17 protein-coding genes and 1 tRNA gene are annotated in these 23,334 nt (G+C 59.6%); 7 read left to right on the top strand and 11 right to left on the bottom strand.

Annotated elements, in window-relative coordinates; all coding sequences use genetic code 11:
* Positions 1-231: 231 nt before the first annotated feature.
* Complete coding sequence (locus SPO_RS18540) at positions 232-1,665, top strand: D-alanyl-D-alanine carboxypeptidase family protein (protein WP_011049338.1); 1,434 nt, start codon at positions 232-234, stop codon at positions 1,663-1,665.
* 71 nt (positions 1,666-1,736) lie between these two features.
* Here the strand turns inward: SPO_RS18540 and SPO_RS18545 are convergent, their stop codons facing one another.
* The 9 genes from SPO_RS18545 to SPO_RS18585 all read right to left on the bottom strand — a co-directional run bounded on the left by SPO_RS18545 (position 1,737) and on the right by SPO_RS18585 (position 10,636).
* Positions 1,737-2,498 (bottom strand): LamB/YcsF family protein, encoded by a 762-nt coding sequence (locus tag SPO_RS18545; RefSeq protein WP_011049339.1) that lies wholly within the window; start codon positions 2,496-2,498, stop codon positions 1,737-1,739.
* 10 nt (positions 2,499-2,508) lie between these two features.
* Positions 2,509-3,507 carry a biotin-dependent carboxyltransferase family protein gene (locus SPO_RS18550; RefSeq protein WP_011049340.1) on the bottom strand — a complete coding sequence of 333 codons (999 nt, stop codon included), beginning with the start codon at positions 3,505-3,507 and terminating at the stop codon, positions 2,509-2,511.
* A complete protein-coding gene (locus SPO_RS18555) occupies positions 3,504-4,253 on the bottom strand; it encodes a 5-oxoprolinase subunit B family protein (protein ID WP_011049341.1) in 750 nt (249 codons plus the stop codon). Before SPO_RS18555 ends, SPO_RS18550 begins: the two co-directional genes overlap by 4 nt.
* The gene (locus SPO_RS18560; protein ID WP_011049342.1) at positions 4,240-5,160 is read right to left on the bottom strand and encodes a hypothetical protein; all 921 of its coding nucleotides are present in this window, start codon (positions 5,158-5,160) and stop codon (positions 4,240-4,242) included. Before SPO_RS18560 ends, SPO_RS18555 begins: the two co-directional genes overlap by 14 nt.
* Positions 5,161-5,187: 27 nt before the next feature.
* Entirely contained in the window at positions 5,188-6,501 is a 1,314-nt protein-coding gene (locus SPO_RS18565; RefSeq protein ID WP_011049343.1) for a TRAP transporter large permease, read from the bottom strand.
* A 6-nt stretch (positions 6,502-6,507) separates the two neighbouring features.
* Positions 6,508-7,041 carry a TRAP transporter small permease gene (locus tag SPO_RS18570; protein ID WP_011049344.1) on the bottom strand — a complete coding sequence of 178 codons (534 nt, stop codon included), beginning with the start codon at positions 7,039-7,041 and terminating at the stop codon, positions 6,508-6,510.
* A gap of 80 nt (positions 7,042-7,121) precedes the next feature.
* The gene (locus SPO_RS18575) at positions 7,122-8,096 is read right to left on the bottom strand and encodes a TRAP transporter substrate-binding protein (protein WP_011049345.1); all 975 of its coding nucleotides are present in this window, start codon (positions 8,094-8,096) and stop codon (positions 7,122-7,124) included.
* Positions 8,097-8,133: 37 nt separating this feature from the next.
* Positions 8,134-9,399, bottom strand: coding sequence for an NAD(P)/FAD-dependent oxidoreductase (locus SPO_RS18580; protein WP_011049346.1), 1,266 nt, complete (start codon positions 9,397-9,399; stop codon positions 8,134-8,136).
* 109 nt (positions 9,400-9,508) lie between these two features.
* The gene (locus SPO_RS18585) at positions 9,509-10,636 is read right to left on the bottom strand and encodes a muconate cycloisomerase family protein (protein ID WP_044029402.1); all 1,128 of its coding nucleotides are present in this window, start codon (positions 10,634-10,636) and stop codon (positions 9,509-9,511) included.
* A gap of 102 nt (positions 10,637-10,738) precedes the next feature.
* Between SPO_RS18585 and SPO_RS18590 the strand changes: the two genes are divergently transcribed.
* From SPO_RS18590 to SPO_RS18605, 6 genes are all read left to right on the top strand, one after another.
* Positions 10,739-11,656, top strand: a complete 918-nt coding sequence (locus tag SPO_RS18590; RefSeq protein ID WP_011049348.1) for a LysR family transcriptional regulator — start codon at positions 10,739-10,741, stop codon at positions 11,654-11,656.
* Positions 11,657-11,732: 76 nt separating this feature from the next.
* Positions 11,733-11,822 (top strand) — tRNA-Ser (locus tag SPO_RS18595).
* A 501-nt stretch (positions 11,823-12,323) separates the two neighbouring features.
* Complete coding sequence (locus SPO_RS22620; protein WP_011049349.1) at positions 12,324-12,962, top strand: transglycosylase domain-containing protein; 639 nt, start codon at positions 12,324-12,326, stop codon at positions 12,960-12,962.
* A gap of 110 nt (positions 12,963-13,072) precedes the next feature.
* Positions 13,073-13,594 carry a hypothetical protein gene (locus tag SPO_RS22965; protein ID WP_144084033.1) on the top strand — a complete coding sequence of 174 codons (522 nt, stop codon included), beginning with the start codon at positions 13,073-13,075 and terminating at the stop codon, positions 13,592-13,594.
* 460 nt (positions 13,595-14,054) lie between these two features.
* Positions 14,055-15,716: a multicopper oxidase family protein gene (locus SPO_RS18600; RefSeq protein ID WP_011049351.1), complete on the top strand. Its 1,662-nt coding sequence runs from the start codon at positions 14,055-14,057 to the stop codon at positions 15,714-15,716.
* Entirely contained in the window at positions 15,713-16,189 is a 477-nt protein-coding gene (locus SPO_RS18605; protein WP_011049352.1) for a hypothetical protein, read from the top strand. The genes SPO_RS18600 and SPO_RS18605 overlap by 4 nt, the downstream gene beginning before the upstream one ends.
* A 196-nt stretch (positions 16,190-16,385) precedes the next feature.
* Here SPO_RS18605 and SPO_RS22625 read toward each other — a convergent pair whose 3' ends face one another.
* Entirely contained in the window at positions 16,386-22,880 is a 6,495-nt protein-coding gene (locus SPO_RS22625; protein ID WP_011049353.1) for a type I secretion target repeat-containing protein, read from the bottom strand.
* Positions 22,864-23,271, bottom strand: coding sequence for a hypothetical protein (locus SPO_RS22970; RefSeq protein WP_044028821.1), 408 nt, complete (start codon positions 23,269-23,271; stop codon positions 22,864-22,866). Before SPO_RS22970 ends, SPO_RS22625 begins: the two co-directional genes overlap by 17 nt.
* Positions 23,272-23,334 lie beyond the last annotated feature (63 nt).

Consider the following 23,334-nt stretch of genomic DNA (forward strand, 5'->3'; position numbering starts at 1 on the left):
GTCACGAAACAGGCCGCTTCGAATCACGCGGTGCCGCGCCACAATATTGCCATGATCGCCGGTGTTGGGTCGTGTCTCGCCCCACCCCCTAGATGTGGTTCAGGGGCGTGGCGGAATTTCCGCCGATGTTCACAACCTGCGGGTTTATTTTGAGAATTCGCTGTGTTAGCCTTGGGCAAAGCAGAATAAACAAGCCAGCCGGAAACCGGCGGCCCGAGGCAGACAGAGGCAATGATCGTGCAGGTTCGGCAGAAAATGCCGGCCCGTTTGGGCCTGATCCTTTTTTTCGCGATCTGGATGATCGCGGCGCTCTCTGGTGTGGCCAGGGCAGCCCCCTATGCCGCGATGGTGATCGACGCGCGCACCGGCGAGGTGCTGCATGCCACAAATGCCGATACCCGTCTGCACCCGGCCTCTCTGACCAAGATGATGACGCTCTACATCGCCTTCGAGGCGGTCCGCAATGGCGAGCTGACCATGGATACCCAGGTGCGGATCGACCCCTTCGCCGCTAAGGAACCGCCCTCGAAACTGGGCCTGCGCGCGGGGCAAAAGATCGCCTTTCGCTATCTGGTTCGGGCCGCTGCGGTGAAATCGGCCAATGATGCCGCCACCTCTATCGGCATTGCGATTTCCGGGTCCGAGGCCGCTTTTGCCCGGCGCATGAACCGCACCGCCAAGGCGCTGGGGATGACGCGCACCACGTTCAAGAACGCCCATGGGCTGACCGAATCCGGCCATCTCAGCACCGCACGTGACATGACCACGCTGGGGCGGCATCTGCTTTATGATTACCCGCAGTATTACAACCTGTTCTCGCGCCGCGAGACCAGCGCCGGGATCAAGACGGTTGCCAATACCAACCGCCGCCTGTTGGACGCCTATCAGGGCGCCGACGGGATCAAGACGGGCTATACACAGGCGGCGGGTTTCAACCTGGTCGCCTCGGCCAAGCGCGGCGACGAACGGGTGATTGCCACCGTCTTTGGCGGCAAATCCAGCACCGCGCGCAACGCCAAGGTGGCCGAGCTGCTGGATCTGGGCTTCCGCAAGGCCCCCTCGCGCGCACCGATCCGCCGGCCTGACATGCCGCTTTATGCGGGCGAGGTTGGGGAAAGCTCGAAAACCGTGCGCGTCGCTGGTGCCCCCACCAGCAGCCTGCGGCCCAATCAGCGCCCGGGCGGTGCCATCGCCACCGTGGTGGCACAGGCGGTTGCCGAAACCGCCCGACAGGACGAAGACCGTATACAGGCCGGTATCAACGCCGCTATGGCCCAGGCCGATATCGTCGCCCAGACGACCGATACACCCGATCCCGGCCTGCGGCCCAGCATGCGGCCCGAGAACCTGATCCTTGCCGCCTCGCAACCCGATGAGGTCGAGCCGGAACCCGAACGCGAGGTGGTCACCCGGTTGTCGACCTCGGGCGGGCATCTGTGGGGCATCAATATCGGGCGCTATCCCAACCGCTATGACGCGGAGAAGGTGCTGCTGCGCACCGCGCTGGCAGAAGTATCGACACTCGACGGCTCGCTGCGCAAGGTGCACCAGTCCTCGAAAGGGTTCGAAGCGACATTCCAGGGCATGACCCGTGATCAGGCCGATCGCGCCTGCCGCCGCCTTCAGGCCCGCAACGTCACCTGTTTCATGATCGGGCCGTCATAAGGCCAGGCATCCGACGACCTCGTGAATATTGGCCGCAGTCCCAAGCTGCGGCCTTTTCTTTGCCGGCTCGCTCAGCGCTCGAATGCGGTGACGCTGACGCCGCCTTCTTCCAGGCATGCCCGCACCGAGCGGGCGATCTGGACCGCCGTCGGCCCGTCACCATGCAGGCAGATGGTGTCGACCGAGGTTTCCAGATGTTTGCCGCTTTCGGTGATGATCGCGCCTGCGCGCACCATCTTGAGCATGCGCGGCCCGGCCAGATCCGGGTCATGGATCACCGCGCCGGGCAGCGCGCGGTCGACCAGCGTGCCGTCGTCGTTATAGGCGCGGTCGGCGAATATCTCGCCCACCCATTTGCAGCCCAGTTCGCGCACCGCCTGTTCCTGCTTGGTGACCGCCAGCACCATGATGATGATATCGGGGTCCACATCCAGCGCGCCCTGATAACAGGCGCGCGCCATGTCCTGATCGACCGAGCACATGTTGGCCAGTGCCCCGTGCAGCTTCAGATGCCGGACCTGCGTGCCCACCGCCCGCGCCATGCCCAGCGCCGCGCCCAGTTGATAGCGCACAAGGTTGCGCAGGCTGTCATGGGGCACCTTCATGTTGCGGCGGCCGAACCCTTGCAGGTCGGGAAAACCCGGATGCGCACCGATACCCACCCCGTTTTCCGCCGCAAGCGCCATGGTTTTCGCCATCACGTCCGGGTCACCGGCATGAAAGCCACAGGCGATATTGGCCGAGGTGATGATTTTCAGCAGGCTGTCATCATCGCCCATTTTCCAGGGGCCAAAGCTTTCGCCCATGTCGGCGTTCAGGTCCACGCGGGTCATGATATGCTCCTCAGTCGGTGGCGGACACAACGCCGCTGATCAGTTGGTAGGACAGAAGGTCGGGAATGTCATGCGGGTCGCGCACCAGCGGTTCGACCCGCGAGGAAAGACGCGCAAGGTCCTTGAGCCAGGCCGCGTGTACCGCGACCGCCTCCTCCAGCGACACGAAATGAAAGCGTACCGCCCCCCCCGGCGGCGTCTGCGCCGCGCGCGGCAGGTCACAGGGCAGCACGGTCGCGATCCGGGGATAGCCACCCGTGGTCTGGCATTCGGGCAACAGGATGAACGGGTTGCCGGTGCCGGTCATCTGGATGTCGCCGGGCGAGATCACCTCGGACAGGATGTTGAGCTGACCCTTGGCGGCGAAACCCGGACCGTCGCTGTCCAGCTGCATCCCCATCCGGTTGGCGCGCGGGCCCCGGCGGAACTCGGTCGCCTCGAACCGGGCCAGCGTCTCACCATCGAACAGCGCGGTCTGGAAACTGGCCACCACCCGCAGGGCGCCGCCGCCGAACCGGTCCTCAGCGGCGATCTTCATGCCCGCCTCGCCCTTGTCCGGCCCGTTCTCCAGCGTGTCGCCCACCGCCACCGCGCGGCCAACCCGCGCCGCCAGATGCGCCGAGCGTGAGCCGAGGAAAGGCTCGCTCGCAATGCCGCCACCCAGATGCAGGTATCCGTAACCGCCGCGCAGCACCGCGCCGATGCTCAGCCGCTGGCCCTTGGCCAGCGCGTGCGAGGCGTTCCACGCGACCGGGCTGCCGTCGATGCTGGCCTGCATCGGCGCGCCGGTGAGCGCGATGCGCAGAGGGGCGGTGGCCTCGAACTCTCCGCCCATGCCGGCCATCTCCAGCGCCGCCAGATCGGGTTTCTGCCGCAAGAGCGCGGCCCCTTCGTAGAGCGCGCGCAGATCGGCGGCGCCCGAGCGGGACAGACCCTGATCCAGGTAGCCTTCGCGCCCCTGGTCCTGGATCGTGCAAGCGGGGCCGATGCGGTGGACGATCAGGCTCATGCCGCGATCTCCTCGACCTTGGCACCGCCGGTGCCGTCCTCGTTATGGGCGCGGATATGGTCCAGCTCGACGCGTTCGATAGGTTCAAACACCATCTCGTCGCCGGGGTTGAGGGCAAATGTCGGCTCCATCCCCGGACGGAAGCAACGGAACGCGGTCTGTCCGATATGGCGCCAACCGGTGGGTGTGGGGCCTGCAAAGACGATCAGCTGGCGGATGGCGCAGACCAGCGCGCCCTCGGGTACCATCGGGGTCAGTTGCTGCAGGCGGGGAATGTCAAATTCGGGTGCCAGCGGACCAAGATAGGGCTGGCCGGGGGCAAAACCGATGGTCAGCACCCGAACGCGCGACTGTCCCAGTCGGCGCACCGCCTCGTCCACGTCCAGACCGGCGGCGGCGGCGGCATCCTCAAGCTGCGGCGCCAGATCGGTGCCATAGACCGTGGGCACGCGCCACAGTTTGCGGCCCGAGGGCAGCGGCGCGGCGTACCAGTCTCGTTCCGCCAGCAGGGCAGCCAGCCGTGCCTGCACCTCGGCATGGCTCAGGCACAACGGATCAAAGCGCAGATAGGCCGAGGCGAGCGAAGTCGAGCTTTCGACCACGCCTTCCCACCCGGCCTCGTGCAGCGCGCCGCGAAAGGCCAGCGCCGCGCGGTTCGACCGCTCGGTCATGGTGTCGGCAAAGGTGACAAGCATCCCGTCCAGCCCGACGGAACGGATCAGGGGAAACGGGTCAGACCGGGTCATAGAGCCTCCGCATCAGGGTCGGGGTCAGATACATGGGAAACTGGTAGCATCCCAGAAAGATCAACAGCGGCTCGGTCACTTCGCTGGGTAGCGCAACGAAGAACAGAGCGAAGTTGCGGTTGCCCGCAACGATCGAGGTGGGCACCGGATCGGCCCCGCCCGTGGCGCGCAGGGTCAGATAACACAGGGTCTGCCCGCCCAGATTGATGGCAAAGGCCGCCAGCAGCCAAAAGGCCAGCTCGGCCGGGCGCTCGGTCATGGCCGGGCGCACCGCAGACATCAGCGCGATCACGATCACCGCCAGCGCGATCACCGTCAGCCCGTCCATCGCGCGGCGGTTCAGATCGCTCAACTGCCGCGCGCCCCAGTGGCGTAGGGCAAAACCGCAACCCGCCGCCAAAAGAATGACCCCCAGCAGGCGCAGGGCGGCGCCAAAAACCTCGGCCGGGTCGCCGAAAGCGGGCAACAGCCAGAACACCGGAATCGCGGTCAGCGGCAACAGCGCGGTGCCCAGGATCAACAGCCGCAGCGCCGGCGCCGGATCCTGCGCCAGCAGGATAGTGAAGTTGGCCGAGCCGGTGACCGAGGGCGCGGCCAGAACCAGCGCCAGAACCAGCGCCAGCGGTGTGACCGGCAGACCCAGCAGGCGCAGGCCCAGCAGGAACAGGATCGGCAGCGCCAGTTGCAGCACCAGAACCCGGCGGGCGGTGCGGGTCAGGTCCGCCAGCGAGCCCGCCGCATCGACCGGGCCGATACGAAAGGCTGTCAGGAACAGCAACAGCGCCACCAGTTGCGGGATCCAGGGCCGCATCACCGCCGCCAGCCCCGGCAGGGCCAGGCCAGCACCCAGCCCCACCATCAGGCCCAGCCTGCCATGCCGGGCAACAAAGGCCAGCGCCTGTTGCATCGGTTCTGCTCCCTCGCCGCCCGGGCGCTATTGCCCCGGACCCGCCCTCAGATTGTCCGGCAGCCAGGTGGCCAGATCGGGGAACAGGATCAGCACGAACACCATCAGCACCATGATCAGGAACATCGGGATGGCGGCGCGGGCGATATAGCTCATCTCGTGATCGGTCATCCCCTGCAACACGAAGAGGTTGAAGCCGATAGGCGGCGTGATCTGCGCCATCTCGACCACCACCACGATGAAGATGCCGAACCAGATCAGGTCGATGCCCGCATCGCGGATCATCGGCTCGACCACCGCCATGGTCAGCACCACGGACGAGATACCGTCAAGGAAACAGCCAAGAATGACGTAGAAAACCAGAAGCACCATCAGCAGTTCGAACCGCGACAGATCCCAGGCGGCGATCAGGTTGGCCAGTCCGCGCGGCAGACCGGTAAAGCCCATCGACAGCGACAGAAAGGCCGCGCCGGCAAGGATCAGCGCGATCATCGCACTGGTGCGGGTGGCGCCCATCAGGCTTTCGGCAAAGGTCTTCCAGCTCAACGACCCCTGCCCCAGCGCCAAGAGCAGCGAACCGATGACGCCGAATGCGGCGGCCTCGGTCGCGGTGGCATAGCCCAGGTACATTGACCCGATCACCACCAGGATCAGCGTGATCACCGGCGCCAGGAAGCGCGAGTTGCGGATCTTGTCGGCAAAGCTCAGCTTGGGTTCGGGATTGGGGCTCCAGTCCTTGCCGAGGCGGGAATAGATCGCGACATAGCCCATGAACATCGCCGCCAGCACCAGCCCCGGCAGGATACCGGCAAAGAACAGCTTGGTAATCGACTCGTTGATGGTGACGCCATAGACGATCAGCGTCAGCGAGGGCGGGATCATGAGGCCCAGCGTCGCCGCCCCGGCGAGCGTGCCGATGATCATCCGTTCGGGGTATTTGCGCTTGCGCAATTCGGGGATCGACATCTTGCCCACCGTGGTCAGCGTCGCAGCGGACGAGCCCGACACGGCGGCAAAGACGGTACAGCCGACGATATTGGTGTGCACCAGCCCACCGGGCAGCGGCGCCATCCAGGGCGACAGGCCCTTGAACATGTCCTCTGACAAGCGCGTTCGATACAGGATCTCTCCCATCCAGATGAACATCGGCAGCGCCGTCAGGGTCCAGCTGGAGGAGGCCGACCAGATCGTGGTCAGCATGACATCGCCCACGGGGCGGGTGGTGAACAGCTCCATCCCGACCCAGGCCACGCCCATCAGCGCCAGCCCGACCCAGACGCCGGTGCCAAGCAGGGTGAAGAGAACGAAGAGAAACAGAATGATGACCGAAAGATTTTCCATCGCCGCCTACTCCCCGTGGCTCTGGTCGGCGAGGTCACGCGTGATGCGGTGATCGCCCTTGAAGATGACGTGGATCAGGTGATCGGTCAGCGCGATGGCCAGGATCACGGCGCCCAGCAACATCGCCGATTGCGGGATCCACAGCGGCGTGCGGTCCTGTCCCTGGCTGATATCGTTGAACTTCCAGCTCCAATAGACAAAGCGATAGGCGTACCAGACGAAATACCACATCACCGCCGTGCCGATGCCGAAACACCAGACCTCGATCCAGCGGCGCAGCCCGTCGGGCACCGCGTTGAGCAGGATCGAGACGCGGATATGACTGCCCCGGTTCAGCGCGTTGGCAAAGGCCAGGAAAGACGCGGCCGCCATGGCATAACCCGCGTAATCGGGCGCGCCCGGAAACACCTCGCCGGTCCAGCGGGCCAGCATCTGCACCACGATCAACCCCAGAATGGCGACCAGGCACATGGCGGCCAGAACGCCAGCGATGAGATAGAGCAAATCCAGTCCGCTGCGCAAACCTCTCAGTAGCGCCATGACACATCCTCCGTTTCGGAAAAATCAGCCGGATCGAGGCGGGCGGCGGACAACCCGCCGCCCGCGCCGCGTCCCGTCGCTTAGTCGGCCTTGAAGGCGTCGACGATGGCCTTGCCCTGATCACCGGCGGCTTCGAGCCACTCGCTGGTCATGGTCACGCCGATCTCTTTCAGCTCGCCCACCAGCTGATCCGAAGCCGGACCGACGGTCATGCCGCCGTCACGCAGGCCCTGAAGGGTAAAGCCCGTGTATTCCTTGGACCGCCAGTTGCCGGCATATTCGGCCAGCCCGGCACAGGCCTGGATCACGTTCTTGTTCTGATCGCTCACGCCCGACCACACATCCGAGTTCACGAACACATAGTTGCGCGGCAGCCAGGCATCGACCTCGTAGAAATAGTTCAGCGATTCCCAGACCTTGCGGTCGTAGCCGGTGGACCCCGACGAGATCATCGAATCCGCCACACCAGTGGCAAAGGCCTGGCTGATCTCGGCCGCCTCGATGGTCACCGGCAACATGCCGGTCAATTCCGCCAGCCGCGAGGTGGCGTTGTTGTACGAGCGGAACTTGATCCCCTTCATATCGGCGACCGCGTTCACCTCGTTCTTGAAATACAGGCCCTGGGGCGGCCACGGCACCGAATAGAGCAGGGTCAGGTTCTGCTCGGCCAGCAGCGCGGACAGCGGTTCCTTGGCGGCTTTCCACAGCTTGTCGGCATCGTCAAACGAGGTGGCGAGGAAGGGCACCGAGTCAAAACCGAACAGCGCGTTCTCGTTCTGATGGCCCGACAGCAGACGCTCGCCGATCGGCGCCTGGCCGGTCTGCACGGCGCGCTTGATGTCGGCGCCCTTGAACAGCGAGCCCGAGGGATGGGTGACGATCTCGATCTCGCCACCGGTGCCGGTGGTGACGCAATTGCCGAATTCGGCCGCGGTCACCGAATGGAAGTTCGAGCCGGAATAGGCCAGCGGCATATCCCAGGTTTCGGCCGTTGCGGACAGGGCCGCAACCGAGGTCAGCGCCGTCGCCGCAAGAAGAGTTGTCAGTTTTTTCATCGTAGTCTCCCTAGTTGGTTGGTTCGTTTTGGGGTTCTCAGTTTTGCCCGGCCTTCGTGTAGCGTGCCGGTGAATAGACGCTCAGGTCAATGTTGGGCTGCCGCCCGGCGATGAGCTGTGCCAGGATACGGCCGGTTTTCGGGCCGCCGGTCAGGCCGACATGGTGATGGCCAAAGCCGGTAAAGGCACCCTTGAGATGGGGCAGCTCTCCGATCACGGGAATAGAATCCGCGGGTGCGGGGCGGTGACCCAGCCATTCGGTGACTTCGTCGGCCTTGAGGCCCGGAAACACCGCCGCCGCACTGCGCTTGAGCAACTCGATGGGCGCGCGCGACGGTCCCGCATCGAGCCCGCCGAACTCGACCACCCCGGCCAGACGCAAGCGGCCCTCCATCGGGGTGGCGACAAATTTGCGCGCGGCCACCATGACCGGCGATTTCGGCATGAAGTTCGGATTCCAGAACTCGATGTGATATCCGCGCTCGGCCTCGAGCGGCACTTCAAGCCCCAGTTTCCTGGCCAGCGGTCCGGACCAGACCCCGGTGGCAATGACAGCGGCATCGCAGGGGATGGTCCGACCCCCGGCACGCACCCCGGTGACACGGCCGTTTTCCCGCGCGATATCCTCGACATCGGCCTGGATCAGCTGCCCGCCCGAGGCCACCACATGCGCGGCCAGATCCTTGACGTATTGACCGGGATCGGTGATGCGCCCGTGATCCTTGAGCCGGACGGCGAAGCGCAGATCGGACGAGAAGATGGGATCATAGCCCCGGAACTCCTCGGCCTCCATCTCGTCCCAGACAAAGCCGTTCTGCCGCCGCAGGTTCCAGCCGAACGCGTCACCCTGAAAATGCGCGCGGTCGTTGTAAATGAACAGATAGTCCGAGGGCACCACCCATTTTTCGGCCCCTGTCCCCTGTGCCAGCGCCAGATGATCCGCCAGGCTGTCGCCGACGATGGGCGCCATTGCAGCCGCCGTTTGCGTTGCATCCCGGGCATTGGCCCGGCGCAGATAGCGCAACAGCCAAGGTGCCAGACGCGGCAGATACCCCCATCTGAGGAAGAGCGGCTCGTTGGGGCTGAACAGCATCCGGGGCGCTTTGGCGATCAGCCCGGGCGTGGTCACCGGCACGATCGAGCACGAGGCCAGGACACCGCCGTTGCCATATGACGTACCTTCGGCCGGGCCGGCACGGTCGATCAGCACCACCTGGTGCCCGTCGCGCTGCAACCAGATCGCGGTGGACACGCCAACGATACCGGCGCCGATGATCGCAATGGTTTTTGCGGTATCCGTCATGATCCTCCCCAACCGGCCATGGCACGTGCCAGAACCGATTCCCTGAACGCCAGCATGGCATACATTTTCAAAACGTCAACAAAATGTCGATAAGTTGCCATCGAATGAGTCATCCCGATCTCCGGACGGCATAATGTTCAAGCTTCTCGGGATCGGCGCGCGCGCCCAACCCCGGCCCATCCGGCACGATGACCTGACCCGCCTCGACCCGGAACGGCGTTTCCAGAATATCCTCGTTGAGGAAGTAGCTGGCCTGATAGAACTCGCATCCCAAGGTGATTTCCGGAGTGGCTGCGATCATGTGGGTGCCGGCCAGATGCGCCAGCCCTGCCTCGAACATGTCGCCACCATAGGCCATCAACCCATGGGCGGCGGCAATCCGGGCCACTGTCTGGGCCCGCGTCAGCCCACCGGATTTCATGATCTTGATCGAGACGCCGTCACAGATGCCTTCGTGCGCGGCCCGCACCATGTCCTCGGGACCATAGACACTTTCATCTGCCAGCAGCGGGACATCAGTCAGCCCACGCAGCCTGGCCATCAGCTCGAAATGATGCGCGCGCACCGGCTGTTCGATGAAGTCGGGCTGAAACTGCGCCACGTCCAGCACACGCGGCACCGCCTCGTCGATCTCAAGTCCCTGATTGTAATCGACGCGCACCCGGAACTCGGGGAAGTCGCGCGCGATCAGCTCCAGCCGCATGATATCAAAGGCATGGTCGCGAAAGCCGGTCTTGAGCTTGATCAGGCCCACACCGTCGGCGCGCAAGCGTTCCATCAGCGCGATATCGGCGTCGAAGTCCGGGTTGGCAATGGAACAGCTGAGCGGGATCGTGTCGCGGCATTTACCGCCAAGCAACGCCCAGACCGGCAGGTTCGAGATGCGGCCGGCCAGATCCAGCAACGCGCTGTCCAGTGCCGCCTTGGCCTCGGTGCAGTGAGCGACCGCGCGGGCGGCCTCGTCCATGATCGCCACCCTGTCGCCAACGCGGCGCCCGATCACCAAGGGGCGCAGGTAGCGATCCAGTGCCGCATAGCTCGCCTCGGGCGTGCCGGTAAAGACCGCCCAGGGCGAGGCCTCGCCAAACCCCTCGGCGCCGCCCTCGGCAACGAGACGGAGAACGACAATCTCGCAACTCCCCTCGACCCGACCGATCCCGTGATCGCGCGCGGACACGACAGGCAAGGCCAAATGCCAAAGGTCCATTGCGATGATCTTTTGCTCAAGGTCGCCCATCATTGTCCCCCGTTGACCCAAGGAGAGTGTGCGGAAGCCTTTGCATCATTTCCAATACTAAGATTTGCACAAACCATCATTTCAGATGATACATAAACTGATATGAGCCGTTTCTTTCGCCACTATCAGGCCTTTCACGCCATCATCGAGACCGGCACCGTAACCGGCGCCGCCGAACGGCTGGGTGTGTCACAGCCCGCAATCTCCAACCTGCTGGCACAGCTGGAACGGCGCACCCGCCTGAAACTGTTCGAACGCAATCGCGGCCGCCTGCTGCCAACACCCGAGGCGATGGTGCTGTTCGACGAGATCGACACGGTCATCCGCGGGCTGGGCCAGGTGAGTCAGGCGGTGGTCGACCTGCAAAATCAGAAGGCCGGGCAATTGCAGGTGGCCACCAACCACGCCATGGCCTTCGGCTTCATGCCGGAACAGATCGCGCGCTTTGCCGCAGACAAACCGAATCTGACCGTCGCCTTTCAGTCGCAATACTCGGCCAAGATCCAGGACTGGGTCATGGCCGGCCTGTTCGAGATCGGAATTTGCGAACAGCCGGTTCGCACCGATGGGCTGGACTGGGTTCCGTTTTTCTTCGAGATCCAATGCGCGGTACCCGCCGACAGCCCGCTGGCCCGGCACGAGGAGCTGACACCAATCCTGCTGGACGATGTGCCCTTTATCGTCATGGGCGCCGACCACATGGTGACCCGGCGCGCGCGCGAGGCATTTCACCGCGAGGGCGCCAATCTGCGCATCCGCTGCCAGACCGACCTGTTCCGCAATGCGTTGAACCTTGTGAAACAGGGGCTTGGCGTCACGCTGGTCGACCCCTTTACCCTGTCCAGCGACGATCGCAGCGGCTATGTCCTGCGCCGATTTGCACCGCGCATCCTGCTGGACGTCATCATCGTCACGGCACGCGGCCGCCCGATCTCGGCGATCGGCGCGCAATTTCTGGAGCAGGTCTCGGCCAGCATGACCACCCTTGCCACCGCAGCCCCGGACCCCGCCGAGCCATGAACAATTCGCAACCAACCGCGAAAAACCGGCAATTTCGCCCTTGTCCTTGGGGGATGAAATCCATAAACGGGTCAGCGGAGCTGTGGCCGAGTGGTCGAAGGCGCTCCCCTGCTAAGGGAGTAGGCCCGGAAGGGTCTCGTGGGTTCGAATCCCATCGGCTCCGCCACCACAACCACATCAATAATTAATGTTATAATTCAATTCATTACCTCAAAGTCACAACAGCCAACCACACACGTTGACCACACCTCAGAAAAACCCAGTGAAGCGCTGTGCTCCTTTAGACTGATTCAGTACAGGGTCAGGGCCAACAAGTGCACTCAACCTCAATGACGGCTTCCACCAGACAGCGGAAGCTCAAAAAGTAGCGCTATGTACTGGTCAGGAGACAGAGTCGCCTCATCTACTTATCTGCTTTCGGCCCATTCCTGCCGTTGGCGGCTAGGGCAAGATGCTGCACCCGCAGCCCGCATTGCCGACTTTCGCTGCAACCGCAAAAACTGAGGCATGTCGAACTCACACATTGCGAACGAAGGGTGAATTCGCTGCGGTTGCCCCAATGGCTGCTTTCGACGTTCACGAATGACTTAGCAAAGCGATTTTTGGATATGCTGGCAATTCGAGTCCTTACGCCATAACCTGATGGGGCGTTACTATTGGACTCCCCATGCGTCTCCCTACACCGTTGCTTCTCGCCATTTTCATTGTCGTTAACTCGACGACTGTCGCAACGGGCCAGAACACGGATCCGGAGCTACCAAGGCCTGATCAAATAAGTGAGTACTATCAAGCATCAGCAGCTAGCTGGCCAGCAATACCCCACATTGCTTTGCTAGCAATTGTTGCCGCAGAAGATCGCCGGTTCTTTGAAAGGCCACTGCAACACTCAACGATCACAAAACAGATTGGGCAGTGGTACCCTCAGCCGGGAATCGAGAAGCATCAAAGAGTTGTGCTCTCATTCGCGGTAGGTGAAGTACTCTCGCATGATGAAGTCCTGAACTGGTATGCGAATGAGGTTTTCCTTGGGCAAGCGTGCTTTGGTCTTTCAAATGCTTCGATGGTTTACTTTGGAAAATCAGCTGCCGACTTGAATCTTGAAGAGATCGCTTATCTTGCAGCACTGCCTAAGGCGCCTTCGCTGTTCCATCCAGTGCGCTCACGCGACAGAGCCATTGAACGCAGAGATTTCATATTGATGGAAATGCGAAACGCCGGTTTCATATCCGGCGACGAAACTGACCGCGCCATGCAGACGGCCTTGAACGTGCATGACCCATTGGTGCGATGCGAGCCTCTCGAATAATGCTTGTCGTCATGTGGAGGCGAATGATATGCACATCTATCTTGGTCGTTTGGGCCTGCGGTCAAGCGGCGGCCGAGAACGAGATTCTCCAGTTCTTTCCGTCGGGACCTATGCATGAAGACGACCGACTAACAGGCTATTTTGAGGTGACCGTACAAGGCTGCGATGTGGAGTTGACCGAAACCTCTGAACCCTTTTTCACCGTGCGCAGATTTGATGTGCAAAGTTACGAGACCGATCCAGGGCGTCTTACTTGGCCATACGCTAAGCAGCTCTCGACGCGATATAACGTTGCTTGGTTCGGACGCAACCGCGCAACAGACGCATCTCTGGAAGAGCTCAACATCAAACTTCGGCGACTCCGTGTTTCTTGGAGCGATCGGAGGAGACTTAGTCCCGATGAAGTGCGAGCCAAATCAATGGAACTTGAGCATTGGCTTTCCGAAATCAGGTCTGGTGTGCTAGGCCAATTTGCTCAACGCAACCATACCGCGAGATATTTCTCTGACAGTGAAGATTTTTTGGGTTCAGTTTCGATCAATACTGCAATGGTAATGCCTGTGCGGGCTAGTGATATGTCGTCGCTCGCGCATGCGATGTACCGGCATGGCTTAACCTGCCACCGCAACTGAAAACCTCATCATCGTGTTTTCTAAGAGCGGCCATTCGCGGCGTTGCCGCAACTTGGTATCTCTGGTCTCGAAGCCGTCATGCGGCGATGCAACAGAGGGCACCGCACCCCTGACCGGCGTCAAGACGGTTTCGGCCCAAACCGGTCATTGCCCAACCTAACCCAATGCTTCACTGCGGCCATCCATAGCTGCCGTTCGCACCCTCGTTCGGCCTGGTTGGCCTCATCATGGAAGTCTGAAACTTGCTTCATGGCATAGGCAGCCTGGCTAGGCCTTTGCTCAAACTTCGGCCCCCAAAATATGTCGAAACGGCTGCGCGGTCAAAATTGGTTCAGACGTCGGTGACATCGCTCAGCTCGGGTGAGCCTCAAAGCGATTGCAAGAATCGGCATTTAAGGGTTGCATTGGATCGGCATGATACAACCATGACTTAATCGCAAATGATACTTTGGGGGGATTGATGCAACGAAGGGAATTCCTGCGCTCTTTAGGCGCGACGACGGCAATCGCGGCCGGTGTGCAGAACCTCGGCGTGTCCATGGCCATGGCCCGCACAGGTGAGCCCTTGCGCGACCTACCGGAATTGAGATCCCAAAACGGCCACGTCAAAACCAAGTTGATCATCGAGAACGGCAAGTTTCAGGTGGGCGACCGCGTCCTGACCGTTCCGGCCTATCGGTTTGAACATATGGACACCGGCTCGCTGCCAGGTCCAACGCTGCGCATCAGACCGGGCGATCATGTCGAATGGGACCTTGTGAACAAGATGACACCGACCGGAATTCCGGATGGGGCGTCGGACGAACAGAAAAATATGTTTCAGCAGCTGGAATACACCAATGTACATGTGCACGGGATGCAGGTGTCGCCAAAACCGGGGGCGGACAATGTCTATCAAGTGCTGCGGCCATTCTGCCCGCCAGAGCCCTATTCCTATCACGTGCCGGGCCCCGACACAGGCTTGCCCCAGCCAGCGGGCATGTTCTGGTATCACCCTCACAAACACGGCAGTACCGCCCACCAGGCATGGGAGGGTCTGTCGGGCGCGATCATCGTCGAGGGCGACATCGATGAGGTGCCGGAAATCAAGAATATCCGCGAGCGGGTGATCGTGCTGAACGGTCTGCTGGTCAATCCGGCGGGCGAGGTGCCGCGCGCAGCGATCGTACCCAATGCGGGCTTTTCGCCCTTCTCGCCGATCCCGTCCCAACCCACGGACATTATCCTTACGATGAACGGACAGTTGCGCCCGGTGATCGACATCCGACCAGGCGAAGTGCAGCGCTGGCGTTTTTTGAACGCAGCGCCGCATCGGTTCTTCTGGTTGAACCTGGATGGGCATGATTTCTATCAGATCGGCCAGGACGGCATCCCCTTTGCCGCGCCGCGCCCGGTCAAGCGCATCCTGATGGCACCCGGAAATCGAGCGGAGTTCCTGGTCAAGGGCGGAGAGGTCGGCCGCTATGACCTGCACGCGGATCAATATGAGCAGGGTCATCCCGGCGGCGCCCGCCCCGGCTGGGTGATTGGCACGATGGAGGTCAACGGAACGATCCGAGACGATCCATTGCCGAGCAAGCTGGTCGAGCCGCCGAAGATGCCGGATCTACCCATCGCCAACCGACGAGAAATCCGTTTCAAGGGGGAGATTTCCGGCAATGAAGAAAAAGGCGAATATGTTGGCAGCCACGACCATAGTGGCGGCATGCGCCCACCGGTGCAATTCTATCTCGACGGAAAGATCTTCGAGCTGAACCGCATCGACCAAAAGGTTCTTGCTGGCACGGTTGAGGAATGGACGCTGATCAACGAAGACGTTTTTCAACATCCGTTCCACATTCACGTAAATCCGTTTCAGGTGATCGATATCAACGGCCAACCGACCTATGACGACAGCTGGTGGGACGTAATCGCATTGCCGTCAAAAGGCAGGCTGACAGTTAGGATGTACTTCCGCCCGGACGTAGACGGCAAAACTGTCTATCACTGTCACATCTTGCCGCACGAGGATAACGGCATGATGGCAAACCTCTATATCTTCCCGCCAGGGACGGACATGAACAATCCGCCAGCGATCCCCGACACGCCAGAGCCAACGGGAATGGGGCCCTGCAAAGTATGAGACAGTATCTGAAATCCGCCTTCGCCGCCGCGACTGCGGCCCTGATTGCGCAGGTCGCAGCTGCCGAGACGAAATATCAACCCTGGCAACAGGATGGTGTCGCCAAGCGGCCATATATTTTCACACAACAGCACAATGTGGGAAAAGAAACCGATGACGAGGCCGGGGGGCAATTGATCCGACTGGGATATCCCTTGCAGGTTCAATTGCCGGGCAACCCGGCGCTTTGGACGTTTCAGCCGGATGCCAGCCTCAATGTGGAATACCTTGGCCGCACCATGGTCTATTCCCCCAACCGCATTGAAGGGACAGAGTCGATTCAGGTGTTCGACCTCGCCCTGACGCCGGACGCCGCGAGCGGAACGCAGGGGTATTTCACCTTTACCACCGAAGAACTGCCCCCGTCGCTCGACAAGGTCGTGCCGGGCGGCATCTACGTGGTCCATTTCGAAGTGATTGAACCGAGTAAATAAGTTTGCATGCCTGAGGTGTGATCGGCCCTGAGCTGCCGTTGTCCAACCCTTTATTTTGCTGCGGTTGCAGCCCGGATAGCTGACCATCAGGCCGATAGGGTTCATTATGTTTAATCAGCTATTCCCCTGAAATGACTTCTGGAGCATTCTGCTTGACGCCACGCGCCAGGTTGGCGCGCGGCAATCTTATGTTTGCTCAGAACAGGAAGTCGTCGGCTGTGAGATCAGCCATATTGATACCAGTCAGCGTGATTGTATTGCCAGCACCATCACTGATCAGGGCATCCGAACCTGATTGTGTTAGGTGGTTGGTGGTCAGGTCGCTGAAGGACGTGATCTGAGAGACGCCACTCAGGTCAATTGTCTCGCCCGATTGGCTGGTGGAGAAGTCCGCAATCGTATCCTGGCCAAAGTCGGACAGGAACACGAAGCTATCCGCACCCGTTCCGCCTTCGAGATAGTCGTTCGCCTTGCCCCCCGTGAGAGTGTCGTTGCCAGCTTCACCGTAGAAATGGTCGCCAAGAGCCTCCCGACCGGCTTCTGGGGCATCCGTTTGCCCGGAGGTGAGGTGGTCGTTGCCATCGCCCCCGTAGAGGGTATCCGCATCGGCAGTGATGCCGTCGTCGCCCCCTGTAAGCGTGTCGTTGCCAGCGTCTCCATGCAGCAGGTCTTTGCCATTCGAGCCAAAGATCTGATCGTCACCATCCCCGCCGCTTGCGTGGTCGAAACCAACCAGGTTTTCGGTTGGACCACTTGTGTAGATCACGTCATCGCCTTTGCCACCAGTGATGGTGTCGTCGCCTCCACCACCGTACATGCGATCACCAAAAGCTTGACGATCTGCATCTGGCGTTTCCACCTGGCCAGATGTGATGCTGTCGTTGCCCGCACCGCCTTCAAGCGTGTCGCGCTCCGCGGTGGCAAGGTCATCGCCGCCGTTGAGCGTGTCGTTGCCGTCACCGCCCTTCAGGTGGTCATAACCATTAGACCCGACCAGCAGGTCATCGCCTGCGCCGCCATCGGCCGTATCGTTACCGGACTGATTGGCTTCCGCTGCACCGCTGTAGATGCTGTCATTGCCATCACCGCCCCACAGTTCGTCGTTGCCACTGCCGCCTTTGAGAACATCATTGGCCGCGCCGCCCGTGAGTGTATCGTCACCCGCTTGACCGAACAGGTGATCACCAAGGCCCTCGCGTCCGGCTTCCGGCGCCAAGGTTTGTCCCGAGGTCAGGCTGTCGTTGCCATCGCCCCCGTCCAGCGTGTCAGCGTCAGCTGTGATACCGTCGTTGCCGCCCGTCAGAGTGTCATTGCCCGCATCGCCAAACAGCAAGTCCTTGCCGTTTGAGCCATGGATCAGGTCATCGCCGTCGCCCCCGCTGGCATGATCAAAGCCAACGAGGTTATCAGTTGGACCGCCGGTGTAGATGACATCGTCACCTTTACCACCGGTGATGGTGTCGTCACCTCCGCCTCCGTACATATAGTCGCCATAAATCTGGCGATCTGCGTCGGGTATCACAACTTGCCCGGAGGTGATGCTGTCGTTGCCGGTACCGCCCTCGAGCGTGTCACGCTCGGCTGTCGCCAGGTCGTCACCGCCATTCAGCGTGTCATTGCCGTCGCCACCTTTCAGATGGTCATAGCCATTTGACCCGATGATCAGATCATCTCCGGCTCCGCCGTCAGCAGTGTCGTTGCCCGAGACATTGGCGTCATCCGCCCCGACGTAGATGCTGTCGTTGCCATCGCCACCTGACAAGCTGTCGTTGCCTGCACCACCTTCCAGATGATCGTCGTCTGCTCCGCCAAACAGGAAGTCTCTGTCCGCGCCGCCATAGAGGCTGTCCGCGCCGCTTTCGCCTGAGAGGCGGTCAATGCCGCTGTCCCCGATGAGCCGGTCCGCGCCATCTCCACCCATCAGATCGTCGTTGCCTGCCAACCCGTTGAGCGTATCGTTGCCGTCTGCACCCCAAAGCACGTTGTGGGAGGCATCGCCGTACAACTGGTCGTCATGTTCGGAGCCGAATAGGTTTTCAATGCCAGAGAAGACATCTCCAACGGCATCCCCGGTAAAGTTCGATGCGTTAGTACCATCCAGGCGCACATACACGGCTTCGGACGAACCGGCATAGCTGGCCGCGTCAATGCCATCGCCGCCGTTCAGTGTATCCGCGCCCGCGCCACCATGGAGAGCGTCGTTGGCACTGCCACCGTCCAGGCTGTCGGTCCCGTCGTTGCCGTAAAGGATGTCATTGTCGCCGCCGCCATCAAGCGTGTCCGCACCTTCGCCGCCGAAAAGAGCATCCTGTGCATTGCCCCCCGACAGACTGTCGTCGCCCTCTCCACCATCCAGGTAGTCGTTTCCTGACCCGCCCGACAGGGTGTCGTCACCAACGTTTCCTTCCAGGCGGTCATCCCCAAGGTCGCCCACGAGGCTGTCATTGCCCGCTTCGCCATAGAGGCGATCAGACCCGTTCATTCCATCGAGCGTGTCATTGCCCTCGCCACCAAGCAGGACGTCAGAACCGTCGTGTCCTTTCAGGGTATCGTTTCCATTCTCGCCAAACAGGGTATCGGCACCAGCGTCGCCATAGACGCTATCGTCACCTTCACCACCCCATTGACGGTCGGCACCATTGCCGCCGCGCACGTAGTCATTTCCAAGGCCGCCGACCAGCACATCCGCCCCATCGTGACCGTAGAGCGTATCCTGGCCATCACCTCCTGTGATGCTGTCGCTGCCATCCTGACCGCGCAGAATGTCGTCACCGTCCTGGCCTGCGATACTGTCGGAACCGGAGTCGCCAAACACCGAGTCGTCATCCGCTCCTGCGTAGATCACATCCGCGCCATCTCCACCGCGCAGAGTGTCTTCGCTGCCAGATGTGCTTTCCTGTTGGTTCAGATACAGCCAGTGGCCAGTGCTGGTGCTGTCTGCATAAATCGTGTCATTCCCTGAACCTGCCGAAGTGTTGTTTGCCACAATGGCGTGCCCAAAAATGACGGCATTTGGGTCTGCTATCTCCAGATCATCGCGATCCGCGAAATAGAAGGTTGCCTCATTGTCTTCGCCTGCGTCCGCTTCAACCAGATAGATAACCTCGTCCTGATCCGCCAGCGAGGTTAACCAGGCCGCAAACTCGGCGTCGGTCATCGCGCCGGAGACGGCATCGTCCGTGCGACCCGCGGCACGACCATGTTCGATGTAATGACGGGTTGCCGCTGACAGGTCCGCGCCGAATTGCGAACGCATATCAGAGTAGTTCTTCAGATATTGTTCGGCGTCAAAGTCACCCCGGCTCAAACCAGCGTCATGACCGGTATCAATGTAGTGACGGGTTGCAGCCGTCAGATCAAAACCATGGAGCTGATACACCGAAGGATTTGCCGCTAGGTACTGAAGGGGATTGAACGTCACCTCACGGTTCTCGGCTTGGCCGTAGTTGACCCAGTGGTCCCGCCCAATGGTCCAATTGCTTGACGTGTTGTCAACTTCGTCATTGGCGATCAGGTCATCATAGGACGCGACATAGTTCAGGCTAAAGGCTTCCTCGTCTTCAAGTGCTTTATGAGACCAGAAGGTTTTCCCACTGTTTCCCAGGAAAACGACTTGCTCGACATCCTGAACATGGACAACAGCATCACCCGAGTAGAAGATGTATTGGCCTTTACCCTGGTGGGCCGTCGAGTAAATTGGTTGCCCGCCATCGGGGCCACCTTCAACCGTCCCGGTTTGGACCTGGCTTGTTTTGTGAACAGACTCCCATTGCCACATGTCCCGGTGACCGTTGAGGCGCAGCGTATCGGTCCCTAGACCCCCTTGAACCACATTCTGCCCGCTATGGGTTTGCAGCTCGAAGATATCGTTGCCGCCACCGCCCTTGTAGACGTCGTCGCCATCCCCATCGAAGAAGAGATCATATTCAGCACCGCCATAGGCGACATCATCACCCGCGCCGCCATAGATGGTGTCACGACCTTCGCCACCGTTGAGGAAGTCGTCGCCATCTCCGCCCATCAGGCGGTCATTATGATCTCCGCCGAATAGAACATCATCCCCGGCCTCGCCACGCAAGACATCGTTGGCTGCATCGCCATAGAGGGTGTCATCTCCATCTCGTCCCCAAAGAGTGTCTTCGTTGTCTCCGCCAAACAACTGATCATCGCCATTGCCCCCATCAAGGTTGTCGTGACCGTCGCCACCGAGAAGATAATCGTCGCCATCCTCGCCATGCAATTGGTCTTGGCCGATCCCACCAATGACTAGGTCATCGCCAACTTGAGCATAAAGTGTGTCGTTGCCTTCTCCCCCGGACAGGAGGTCATCCGCACCGCCCCCACGAAGAAGGTCTTGGCCTGCACGGCCATACAACCAAACGGAAGTTGAAGTGTATTCGGCAATCAAAGTATCGCTGGCATCGCCCCCAGATGCTCGCTCGAAGCCATTTGCAGCTAGATCAAATGTTATGCTTGACGTGCCAGAGTAGAGGGCACTGTCAAAACCATCGCCACCCCTAATGGCTACGTCGTCAGCATCAAAGATTACGAGGTCGTTTCCGGCACCGCCGTCTAGGCTGTCGCTTCCTTCGCCGCCAATCAGAATATCATCAGCTTGTCCGCCAAGGACTGTATCAGCCCCTGCACCGCCGTTTACCGAGACGCTACGTGTATGCCCCGAAGCATCGAGCAGGTTTGCATTATCATTGCCTTCAGCGCCATCCAGCCACGCGCTGACAAGATCAATGTCATCTGGTCCCGTTTCGTCCAGCTTTTGGTATTGGTATGTTTCGCCATTCTCCAGCTCAACTGTAAATCCTGAAGATGTTTCAACACGTCGCCATCCTTGTTCGGACGCTGCCAAGGATACATCGCCCACACCACCTTCAATAGCTTCCCCGTTGCGGGTATAGGACGCCAACCCGTGCAGAGTGTTGCCATAGACGGTGATGTCATCATCAGTGTGATCGTAGTCGGAACCATCGTCATAACCCAGGTTGATCTGCGTGATGCCCCAATCAGCCAGGCTGCGCAGTTCCCCGTTGTCTGTCTCGCCATCCTGATCGAGATCTTGCCATATTCGCAACTCGTTCCAAACACTGTCCGAAGTATTCAGAACACCATCATTGTTGTCATCGAACGCACGCCGAAGTCCTTGTAGATCGGTATCGTCCTCATTGCCCCATAGCGTAAAAGCCAATTCTCGGGCCTGATCGATCTGACCATCCCCTGATCCGCGCGATCCATCCGCGTTCAGATCAATGACAAGAAATCCGTCATCTGCTGATACCCAACTGGTACGTTCACGATACCCATCCTGGTCCCAGTCAAATGAGATCTTTTGGTCGAAACTGATCTCCACGCCGTCATTGTTCAAATCCAAAATGACGGGTTGCTCTCCACCGCCCCAGGCACTTGGGCTCCCGTCGTGCCCCACATGCCCTCCTGCACCCGGTGACGAAACCGTATTCCCTTCTTCATCAACGCTGCCTGCATTAACTGGATTGTTATTCCCGTCCAATACGTCGCGGTACCCGATTACCTTACCGAGAGTTCCTATTACCTCCGATACGGTTCGATTTGCGGGGACGTCTTTAACGCTATAGAATGAATCGTTATGAACCCGATTCCCGTCGGCAATGTATGTGTGGAAATCTTCAACTTCAAAATTGTAGGTTCTCCAACCTACTTGCGTGATGCTGTCATCTTTAGGGGGTGAGTTTTCGATTTCACCAGGGTGTACTTTTGATCGTTTTGCTGTGACAATATTTCCATGAAAATCAACTAAACTTACTTCTTCTCCGACAAATTGAAGTTGATCTCCTATCCGGAAAAAGTTACCTGATTCACCTAGGAACAGGTGACCCGGCGTCGTAAAGAGATCATCATATTCGTCCCCACGCCTTAGTCTAATCAAATCTGTTGTATGATTCTGAAAGGTCTGCTTTACTTTTCCTGGTTTCAGGTTGCCCTCTGTGTCATAGGACACCACTATGTCGCCCGAAGAGATGTTTTCAATTCTCTTTTTCCATACTTTTTTGTGTACGGTTTCTGTGTCATACGCGCCATATTCATTCGGCTGCAGCGAAGGGTCACTAGGCCACATATATATATTTGTGCCTGCTACAAAGCAGTTATTAATGGCATCGGATAAAGTGGTCGAGTTCAACCCCAACTTTTCAGCCGCAATTTCCAGTTTGTCTTCGACTATCGATACCTTGTCGGGAAAGGTGGCCTTTGCCAATTCCTTGGCCAAAAAGTCGTAAGCCTCTTGATCAAGACTCACGTGACCTTTTTGCGCAGCGTCCAACACGTCGAGGGAGTTTGCGTAAGCGGTAGCGTGGTCTCCAGCGCCCGAGTTGATTGCTGCTACTACCGCTTCAGCGCCCCAGGATATGGTCCCAAACGCTCCTGCTTTTGCGCCCAACGTTGCTATTCCAGCAGCTATAGCAGTATTAGATACTCCCTGAGCAAACTCAATCGATTGACTGTGATGGGGGGGGGTTGGGTCGAGCAATGGTTCACGGCCTGTTAGGATGCGCCCAATGTTTATAGCTAAGTCAATTGTTATGTCCGCAAAGCTGTTAGAGTTTAGATAGTCATTGCTAGCACGCAATCCCCTATGGTACTCGACTAGATCATCAAAATTATCAATGTCCCTGTATTTAGTAAGATTAAACTCGTTTGCCATGCTTGTTATTGATCCTATTGATGGTGAATATAAATGCTACTGAAGAGATGTATATGAGGGTGCAGAAATAAGCTCTTGACCCTTCTTGAAATAGGAATATCTGCGTGATTCTTTCCAAGAGACTGTGACTTGTGTTATGAGCTTGCTGCATGAGTACCATGGAGGAAAGGAAGAAGACGGCGAGAAGTACTCCCGTGATGTCATTTTTTTTGTATAGTGAAGCGCCAAGTAACGACATGATCGCAGCCATCCATAAGGAAAGGTAACCAAGCTCTGAGAGGATGGATGCTGCAACTACAACGAGGAAGCTTGCGTAGTTTCTCAAATTCTTTGTGGTGTCGTGGGCTGCTTTTGATTCGCCGTTTACCTTTGCGGGGTCTTCGTTTCGCATCGTTTGATTCTTCCGCAATATCAATTTGGTCCTGCCTCGGATACTAGGATTTCTTTCGGGTGT

Origin of the sequence: Ruegeria pomeroyi DSS-3 (genome assembly GCF_000011965.2) — a bacterium.
Taxonomy (GTDB): Bacteria; Pseudomonadota; Alphaproteobacteria; order Rhodobacterales; family Rhodobacteraceae; genus Ruegeria_B; species Ruegeria_B pomeroyi.

Bases quoted from the DNA above. Each gene is read 5' to 3' on its own strand.
- SPO_RS18590 (WP_011049348.1), top strand. From the start codon at position 10,739: ATGAGCCGTTTCTTTCGCCACTATCAGGCCTTTCACGCCATCATCGAG.
- SPO_RS18565 (WP_011049343.1), bottom strand. From the start codon at position 6,501: ATGGAAAATCTTTCGGTCATCATTCTGTTTCTCTTCGTTCTCTTCACC.
- SPO_RS22970 (WP_044028821.1), bottom strand. From the start codon at position 23,271: ATGCGAAACGAAGACCCCGCAAAGGTAAACGGCGAATCAAAAGCAGCC.
- SPO_RS22625 (WP_011049353.1), bottom strand. From the start codon at position 22,880: ATGGCAAACGAGTTTAATCTTACTAAATACAGGGACATTGATAATTTT.
- SPO_RS18600 (WP_011049351.1), top strand. From the start codon at position 14,055: ATGCAACGAAGGGAATTCCTGCGCTCTTTAGGCGCGACGACGGCAATC.
- SPO_RS18540 (WP_011049338.1), top strand. From the start codon at position 232: ATGATCGTGCAGGTTCGGCAGAAAATGCCGGCCCGTTTGGGCCTGATC.
- SPO_RS18550 (WP_011049340.1), bottom strand. From the start codon at position 3,507: ATGAGCCTGATCGTCCACCGCATCGGCCCCGCTTGCACGATCCAGGAC.
- SPO_RS22965 (WP_144084033.1), top strand. From the start codon at position 13,073: ATGCATGAAGACGACCGACTAACAGGCTATTTTGAGGTGACCGTACAA.
- SPO_RS18575 (WP_011049345.1), bottom strand. From the start codon at position 8,096: ATGAAAAAACTGACAACTCTTCTTGCGGCGACGGCGCTGACCTCGGTT.
- SPO_RS18580 (WP_011049346.1), bottom strand. From the start codon at position 9,399: ATGACGGATACCGCAAAAACCATTGCGATCATCGGCGCCGGTATCGTT.
- SPO_RS18585 (WP_044029402.1), bottom strand. From the start codon at position 10,636: ATGGGCGACCTTGAGCAAAAGATCATCGCAATGGACCTTTGGCATTTG.
- SPO_RS18560 (WP_011049342.1), bottom strand. From the start codon at position 5,160: ATGCAACAGGCGCTGGCCTTTGTTGCCCGGCATGGCAGGCTGGGCCTG.
- SPO_RS18555 (WP_011049341.1), bottom strand. From the start codon at position 4,253: ATGACCCGGTCTGACCCGTTTCCCCTGATCCGTTCCGTCGGGCTGGAC.
- SPO_RS22620 (WP_011049349.1), top strand. From the start codon at position 12,324: ATGCGTCTCCCTACACCGTTGCTTCTCGCCATTTTCATTGTCGTTAAC.
- SPO_RS18545 (WP_011049339.1), bottom strand. From the start codon at position 2,498: ATGACCCGCGTGGACCTGAACGCCGACATGGGCGAAAGCTTTGGCCCC.
- SPO_RS18605 (WP_011049352.1), top strand. From the start codon at position 15,713: ATGAGACAGTATCTGAAATCCGCCTTCGCCGCCGCGACTGCGGCCCTG.
- SPO_RS18570 (WP_011049344.1), bottom strand. From the start codon at position 7,041: ATGGCGCTACTGAGAGGTTTGCGCAGCGGACTGGATTTGCTCTATCTC.